Below are 7,459 nucleotides of genomic sequence, written 5' to 3' on the forward strand. Positions count from 1 at the left end.
GGTATGATAGAATATGAATTGGAAAGGAGGATTTTTTATGGATGAAGCTTTAAAAGAAAATATACTCGGTGCGCTTGAACAAGTAATCGATCCTGAAATTGGAATTGACATAGTAAATCTTGGGTTGGTATATGATGTTGATCTGGATGAAAACGGCAAAGCCATTGTGACGATGACTTTGACCACAATGGGTTGCCCATTAGGCGGTATCATTTCTGACCAAGTGAAAATAGCTCTTTCTGATATACCGGAAGTGAAAGATACTGAGGTGAATATTGTCTGGAATCCACCTTGGTCAAAAAATATGATGAGTCGTTATGCAAAGATTGCACTAGGAATTCCGGATTAATCCGAAACTGACCCTAAGGAAGGGGATGATGGTTCAGCCAGACCCTTTCGAAAAGTTTTGAGAGCCTGCTTTCAACTGTCATTTTTTTCATCTCTACCTGAATTCATGATTTCCCTCTTTTCGTAAAAGATAATAATGAGAAATCTGGAAAGGGGGATGAAAGCAATGGGAGAAAATCGTCGTTTCCGAGCAGGGTACAAAGCACCAAATGACGGGATATATATTGAAATAGGAGAAGAAGGATCGTCTGTCGTCAATCCAAGACAAGTCCGGTTAAAAGCAGGACAGCGTTTCCCGGAAAACTCCAATCATAACCGCATTTGGACCTTTAAGGGTTAAATTCGATTTTTCATATTTTGTATTATATGAAATTCTGGAAGCAAAAAGTCAAAAGGTTGTCTTGTCAGGGAGAATAGAAATGACTCCCCTAAAGGACAACCTTTTTTCGTATACTTTACGTATAGATGACCGGCACTTAGGAAATCACCGGAGAAAAATTTGAAATTAAGTAAAAACTGAAAAATACTTGTCATTTTCGATGAACTACGCATGACGAGTCGCCGAACTTAATCGTAATCGGTTCACTCTCTTACACATTTAGTTCTTTATCTTTTGGCATAACTGCCGCAATTAGGAAAAGAATAATCGAGATGCCGATTGCTAAAATTGTTCCAACTGTAAAATCATATGAAGCGGATTTTATTGACCCGACAATATAAGTTAACATATGTGATAAAAGAAATACCCAGAAAAAGGTCCAAAAATATTTCATGAAACTCCACCTGCTTTTCATTTTATAATTATTTTCTTCATTATCATATAAAGAAATCATACCATAAAAATCAAATTTTAGGAAAGGTTTCTTATTGAGCAATTTAAAATAAACAGCTTAGGTTTTTATTGCGAAACACAAGAGGCAATCTGACAAAGCTGTTTTTCCCCGGACTTACAGGAAAGATAAATGAAAAATAGGCAATTGTAATAGAGAGTTTATTACTTTTTTGAATAAAGTATAAAGAGAAGCACTGCCCACAAGGCTGATTATTGTGTTAATGAATGGAAAATAATTGGTAAGTAAATATAAGAGGGGTTATGTATGAACTTTCGAATTTTCACCTTAAATGATCAATATTGTATCATTCATTATCCGGAAAAACCAAATGGATTCGGGGTATTGGTCATCGGCGGAGAAGAACAATATGTAGATAAACAGAGTAGTAATTGGTTAAGTAACAATGCAAGACAGAAAATCCTTCAATCATTTTTAGATGACGGATACACCGTTTATTATACAAATTTCAATTACAGGCATATGGGAAATAAGCAATCTGTTGAACAAGTGGCCAGTCTATACGAATTTATTAAGCGGACGGAAATCTTAAACGAACGGGTGCACATTATTGCAGAAGGAATTGGGACTTTGATTGCCATGGATTTATTAAAAAATAAAAGAGAAATGATTCGCTCGATTGTATTCATTAATCCGATATTTTCCATTCAATGGATGATATCAATTTTGAAAGATCAACCTTTTCTTTATAAAAAAACGATCAAAGATTTATCATCTGCTTACAATATTAGTGAAGAAAGTTGTGAAAAAAATATCAAAAACTTAAAAGTGACATCATTTACCATCACATATCCTTTCGTTATCATTCATATTTTAGAACATGGAATTCAAGATGCGCTATGGACACAGCTATATAAAAAATATTTTTCTAAATATAATGAAAATATCTATGTTATTTTACCGGAAAAAAGGTCGCGCATTGCTTATTACGCAAAGAACTTATTCATGCAGGCTGAAGCTCAATTGTAATCGTATTTGACAGCAGGTGAAGCAAATGGACGGATATATCCTCTTCGGATCCTTTGGACAATTGGGATTTGAAATTTGTGAACAACTATTAAATAAAGGTTATCAAGTAAACCATGTAAATGTTTGTGATGACTATGAGGATCAGGAAATTATTGAAGAAAAAAATTTATTGCTTGGCAGAAATGCGAATTTTAAGAGAATGGGCGAAAATTTAGAACGATCCATAAACGTTCCAATGATCATCCCATTATATGATTGGTTATTTTACGATGAAAATCAATGGGAAATGATTTTAAAAAAACTTGAACAAATTTTTGCCCGGCTTTCAGTAAAAAATGCTTCAGCCCCGATCATTTTATTAAAAGCATCAGGTCCCGACCAAAGGATCCAGTCAATGAATCATTATTTTCGGGTAATTGAACAAAAATTTTGCAAAACATTATCGATTTACGTTCCCATTATATATGGGAAGTGGTTTACCGAGACTTCATATCTTTACCATATGTTAATGGGGGAAAAAATTAGCAGAAACGCAGATGCCATTTATATTAGTGATGCGGGTAGAACGATTGTTGATTTAATGTTACATGAAGAAAAAGGAGAATTTTATATTAGAAATCAAAACAAACATCGTTGGCATGAATGTCTATATATGCTGACCGGTATTAAATCACAAACCGATTTTCCGGAAGATGAAACCGTCAATGATCCCGGTAAAGTTATTTTTGTCAATGAAACAAATGACGGAGAACGTTTTTTTGATGAAATAAAGAAATTACAAACGATATTTGATTTGTAACATGTAAGTTTACTTGAATTATTTCCACTGTACAAAATTTCAATTGAATTATCTTTTTTTTTCAAGTAAAATTAGTACCAAGTCATAATAACTCATAATAAAAATAGTTGTGATCAGAATTTTTCAAATGAGGAGTGAGTTACATGAATGTTGGAATTGTTGGTATTGGTCGTTATGTACCGGAAAATGTAGTAACGAATCAAGATTTAGAAAAAAGAATGGATACTTCCGATGAATGGATTCGAACGAGAACCGGGATCAGGGAGCGAAGAATTGCCGGTGATGACATAAACACCTCACATATGGCTTATTTCGCTGCACAAAAGGCGATTGAGGATGCCGGGATTCAGCCTGAAGATATTGATCTCATCTTAACAGCAACGGTTACTCCTGATCAGCCTTTCCCAACCGTTTCTTGCATGATTCAGGAACAAATTGGTGCCAAAAAAGCTGCAGCGATGGATATTAGTGCCGCATGTTCCGGATTAATGTACGGAATGGTGACGGCCAAACAATTTATCGAAACAGGTGTTTATAAGTATGTATTAGTTATCGGTGCAGAAAAGTTATCGAAAATAACCGACTGGGAAGACCGTTCAACTGCCGTATTATTTGGTGACGGAGCCGGTGCAGTGGTCATGGGACCGGTCACTGACGGACGAGGAATTTTATCATTTGAACTCGGTGCAGATGGTTCTGGAGGAAAATTTTTATATCAAGAAAAATATATTTGTATGAACGGTCGAGAAGTCTTTAAATTTGCTGTTCGACAAATGGGCGAATCCGCCTTAAATGTGATAGAAAAGGCAGGCTTGTCGAAGGAGGACGTCGATTTTCTTATCCCGCATCAAGCTAATATCCGAATTATGGAAGCAGCAAGACAAAGATTGGATCTCCCGATTGAAAAAATGTCAAATACTGTTGGAAAATATGGAAATACATCTGCAGCCTCCATTCCAATTTCTTTAGTTGAGGATTTGGAAGCAGGACGGATTAAAGATGATGATATTATCTTGATGGTTGGTTTTGGCGGTGGTCTAACTTGGGGAGCGATTTTAATGAAATGGGGCAAGTAATTTGTTTTACTACCGCTAAAAGGCCCGTCTTGACTAAACCGGTTACAGCCCGGTTGTTTTAACTAATCAATCGACATAAGCAAGTTGTTAACAGGTAAGCGGTTATGTAGACATCTATCATTTGATTATTAGGTGTATTATTGTTCGGTAAAAATTCTTTAAAACCTAAAAAACTTTTCAAAATTTTTTCCGGGATGGTAAGATAAGATGAAGGACGATCGTAATAAAATAGTGTACGAATTCTTGAAAGTTTCATAGTGGAAATATGCACGATTAAAAAGGAGTTGTATTGAAATGGAACAACGAAGGGTAGTTATTACTGGGATTGGTGCTGTTACACCTGTTGGCAGTGATGCCCTAACTTCTTGGAATAATATTATAAACGGAAAATCAGGTATCGGTCCGATGACTCGGGTTAATGCTGATGAGTTTCCTGCAAAAGTTGCCGCAGAAGTGAGAGATTTTAATCCTGAAGATTTTATTGAAAGAAAAGATGTAAGGAAAATGGATCGATTTACTCATTTTGCCGTAGCTGCATCACTTATGGCCGTAAAAGACGCCAATCTGACAATTGATGATCATAATGCACATCGAGTCGGTGTTTGGATTGGTTCGGGTATCGGCGGGTTAGAAACGTTGGAAAATCAATTTGAAACCTTTTTACAACGTGGCTATCGGCGGGTTAGTCCGTTCTTTATACCGATGATGATTCCGGATATGGCAACCGGGCAAGTTTCGATTTTTCTTGGTGCAAAAGGTTTTAATTCTTGTACAGTAACGGCCTGTGCAACCGGAACAAACTCCATTGGCGATGCATTTAAAGTTATTGAACGCGGTGATGCAGATGTCATGATTTCCGGTGGTTCTGAAGCCCCAATCACAAGAATGTCGATAGCAGGATTCTGTGCCAATACCGCGCTCTCAACCAATCCCGATCCAAAAACCGCATGCCGGCCGTTTGATAAAGATCGTGACGGTTTTGTTATCGGTGAAGGGGCAGGGATCGTTGTTTTAGAAGAATTGAATCATGCTTTAAACCGAGGTGCTCATATTTATGCAGAAGTAATCGGCTACGGAGCGACCGGTGATGCCTATCATATTACTGCTCCGGCACCTGAAGGAGAAGGCGGTGCCCGTGCAATGAAGATGGCGATCGATGATGCTGGAATCGACCCGACAACAATCGATTATATTAATGCCCATGGTACAAGTACCGAATATAATGATAAATATGAAACAACAGCCATTAAAACAATATTTGGCGATCATGCTTATAAAATGGCCATCAGCTCAACGAAATCAATGACCGGACATTTATTAGGCGCTGCCGGAGCGGTAGAGGCAATTTTTACTGTTTTAGCTCTAAAGGAAGGCATTTTACCGCCAACCATGAATTTACAAAATCCGGATCCGAATTGTGACTTGGATTATGTTCCAAATGAAGCAAGAAATCAAGAAATTACGTATGCGATGAGCAACTCGCTCGGATTCGGCGGTCATAATGCAACGCTAGTCTTTAAAAAATATGAATAATGTAGAAACGCTTAAAGCCAGGGAAAGGGGACCTGGCTTTACGTATTTATCATCGTCTTTTCGCCATTAAGAGAAGGAAATCTTGCTTTTTCAGGAATAATTTAACTCTTTTCGGACAATACTGTACTCAAACAGTCTTTAAGCGAGGGGTTAGAAATGATGTATTTGCATGATGTTTGGGTGAATTGGTTCGAAGGGGAAGAGAACGGATATAATGTCTGTCATTTTCATGAATGGCGAAAAGATGATACCATCGAATTATTAGATCAGGTACCGGTTTTGAAAGTAACGAAAGACTTATATGATTATATTGAAAATGGGTTGACTGATCTGCCGGAAAGTTTATTGAATGATGTGTTTCAAAAGGCGTATTTGCGAAAAAATCATGAGCGGATCCAGTTGGACTATTGTTTTATCATAACAGACGGCATCGGCATTCTGGCCGTCGATACGCTCGGATATCAAATACCGATGAGGAAAAGTCGCATAATCCCGAGACAAGAGCAACTTGTATATGAGATGATAGCAGAAGAAAATCCGATCAAATATTCGATACCAAAACATCCGAAAAAAGAACATCATATTATGTCACCTGAACCGGAAGTAATGATGGGGCTGACAAGGAAAGAGCGGCAGTTAAAGCAATTGTTATTTTTAGCTTTAGATCATCTATATACATCGAAAAATACAGGGCAAGTCCGGTACTGGTATACAGAATGGGCACCGGGACATTATTCAACGATTCGGACGAAATCGTTTGAAGAAATATGGAATCAACTGTATGAAGAAGTAAAACTCGGTTGGACAGAAAAACATGAGAAGCTATGTGAGGCTTTAATAAAAGGTGAACCATATTTTGAAAAACTTTGGGAAATGGAAAAAGGATCAAAGGTAAATTAAAGAGTCCCACTTCAAAAATGTCCATGAGATAAAACCTCAGGGGCATTTTTTTGTACACTGCATGGTGATTAACAATGTATCCCAAATTTTAGTATAGGGCAAATCAGGATTAACAACTGTGTTACTTACTAAAATGGTAATTACACCGATAACGAACTTAATGAAATAATGGTAATAATAAAATAACTAATAATAATCAATAATATATGGATGAGTAACAATAATATAAAAATCATTGTAGGATTATTTATCTTGGTTCTTTTAATATAACATTCAAATATGATCAAGAACCAATAATTTATACTGGTCATTTCAGGATTTAAAATGACATAGGTTATGAAAAAAGGAATTTGATAAATTAAAAATTTAGTAATGAAAATTTTATTCATCTCTTTCCAATTTTCCGTTAAAAAATCCGAAAGAACTAATAATATAATTGTTTGATAATTTTTTCAGTTATAATAGCAAATAGTTTTTTCTTTAAAATTCCTTTTGTCACGATAACCATTTGTGTTATCCATTTATTAATTATTATTCCAACCGGATTGATTGATAAAAAGATGGACAATCAAATGCGTAAGAAGATTATAGAAGAAGCGATGAAAAGCCTGAAGAAGTAATAGTTGTTTGGTGACTTCTAATGTGTACGCTAAAATATGTCAGTACAAGATTGATTATTTTGTTGATTTTAATCGTATATGATGACCGGGAAATTTTGTCTGACATAAATCGTACATACTCTATGAAAAGATGTAAAACATAAGGTTGGAGGTGGAAACGATGTCGGAAAACGAAAAACTGAAAAAACAGCTCCGAAAATATTTTAGCGATGAGCAAGCAAAAAAAGATGATCAATCACACGAATTTGATCATGAATTTGCCAATGAACCGTTGACAGCTGCTGAAAGGTTGAACAATAAAAAAACGAAAAAACGGCAATAATGAAAAAAAGGGGATGAAAAAGCCATCCCCTTTTTCAAAAG

General features: G+C 36.0%; 9 protein-coding genes. 8 read left to right on the forward strand and 1 reads right to left on the reverse strand.

Translation table 11 applies throughout. The features are described 5' to 3' along the window. The first annotated feature begins 37 nt into the window (after nucleotides 1–37). Together BT1A1_RS06000 and BT1A1_RS17840 are read left to right on the forward strand one after the other, a co-directional pair. Nucleotides 38–349: a metal-sulfur cluster assembly factor gene (locus tag BT1A1_RS06000; protein ID WP_034769105.1), complete on the forward strand. Its 312-nt coding sequence runs from the start codon at nucleotides 38–40 to the stop codon at nucleotides 347–349. A gap of 165 nt (nucleotides 350–514) precedes the next feature. Then, nucleotides 515–688 carry a YjzC family protein gene (locus BT1A1_RS17840; protein WP_072012655.1) on the forward strand — a complete coding sequence of 58 codons (174 nt, stop codon included), beginning with the start codon at nucleotides 515–517 and terminating at the stop codon, nucleotides 686–688. A gap of 250 nt (nucleotides 689–938) precedes the next feature. Here BT1A1_RS17840 and BT1A1_RS06005 read toward each other — a convergent pair whose 3' ends face one another. Next, nucleotides 939–1,121, reverse strand: coding sequence for a YjzD family protein (locus BT1A1_RS06005; protein WP_034769107.1), 183 nt, complete (start codon nucleotides 1,119–1,121; stop codon nucleotides 939–941). A gap of 324 nt (nucleotides 1,122–1,445) precedes the next feature. Between BT1A1_RS06005 and BT1A1_RS06010 the strand changes: the two genes are divergently transcribed. From BT1A1_RS06010 to sspO, 6 genes are all read left to right on the forward strand, one after another. Continuing rightward, nucleotides 1,446–2,168: a hypothetical protein gene (locus BT1A1_RS06010; RefSeq protein ID WP_034769109.1), complete on the forward strand. Its 723-nt coding sequence runs from the start codon at nucleotides 1,446–1,448 to the stop codon at nucleotides 2,166–2,168. Nucleotides 2,169–2,193: 25 nt separating this feature from the next. Continuing rightward, nucleotides 2,194–2,967 (forward strand): hypothetical protein, encoded by a 774-nt coding sequence (locus tag BT1A1_RS06015; RefSeq protein WP_034769111.1) that lies wholly within the window; start codon nucleotides 2,194–2,196, stop codon nucleotides 2,965–2,967. Between the two features lie 143 nt (nucleotides 2,968–3,110). Further along, complete coding sequence (locus BT1A1_RS06020) at nucleotides 3,111–4,043, forward strand: beta-ketoacyl-ACP synthase III (RefSeq protein ID WP_034769113.1); 933 nt, start codon at nucleotides 3,111–3,113, stop codon at nucleotides 4,041–4,043. Nucleotides 4,044–4,337: 294 nt separating this feature from the next. After that, nucleotides 4,338–5,576 (forward strand): beta-ketoacyl-ACP synthase II, encoded by a 1,239-nt coding sequence (gene fabF, locus BT1A1_RS06025; RefSeq protein ID WP_034769114.1) that lies wholly within the window; start codon nucleotides 4,338–4,340, stop codon nucleotides 5,574–5,576. Nucleotides 5,577–5,732: 156 nt separating this feature from the next. Then, a complete protein-coding gene (locus BT1A1_RS06030) occupies nucleotides 5,733–6,476 on the forward strand; it encodes a YjbA family protein (protein WP_034769117.1) in 744 nt (247 codons plus the stop codon). A gap of 780 nt (nucleotides 6,477–7,256) precedes the next feature. Beyond that, complete coding sequence (sspO, locus tag BT1A1_RS06035; protein ID WP_034769119.1) at nucleotides 7,257–7,418, forward strand: small acid-soluble spore protein O; 162 nt, start codon at nucleotides 7,257–7,259, stop codon at nucleotides 7,416–7,418. Nucleotides 7,419–7,459: the final 41 nt, after the last annotated feature.

This window comes from Caldibacillus thermoamylovorans, assembly GCF_000751775.1.
Taxonomy (GTDB): domain Bacteria; phylum Bacillota; class Bacilli; order Bacillales; family Caldibacillaceae; genus Caldifermentibacillus; species Caldifermentibacillus hisashii.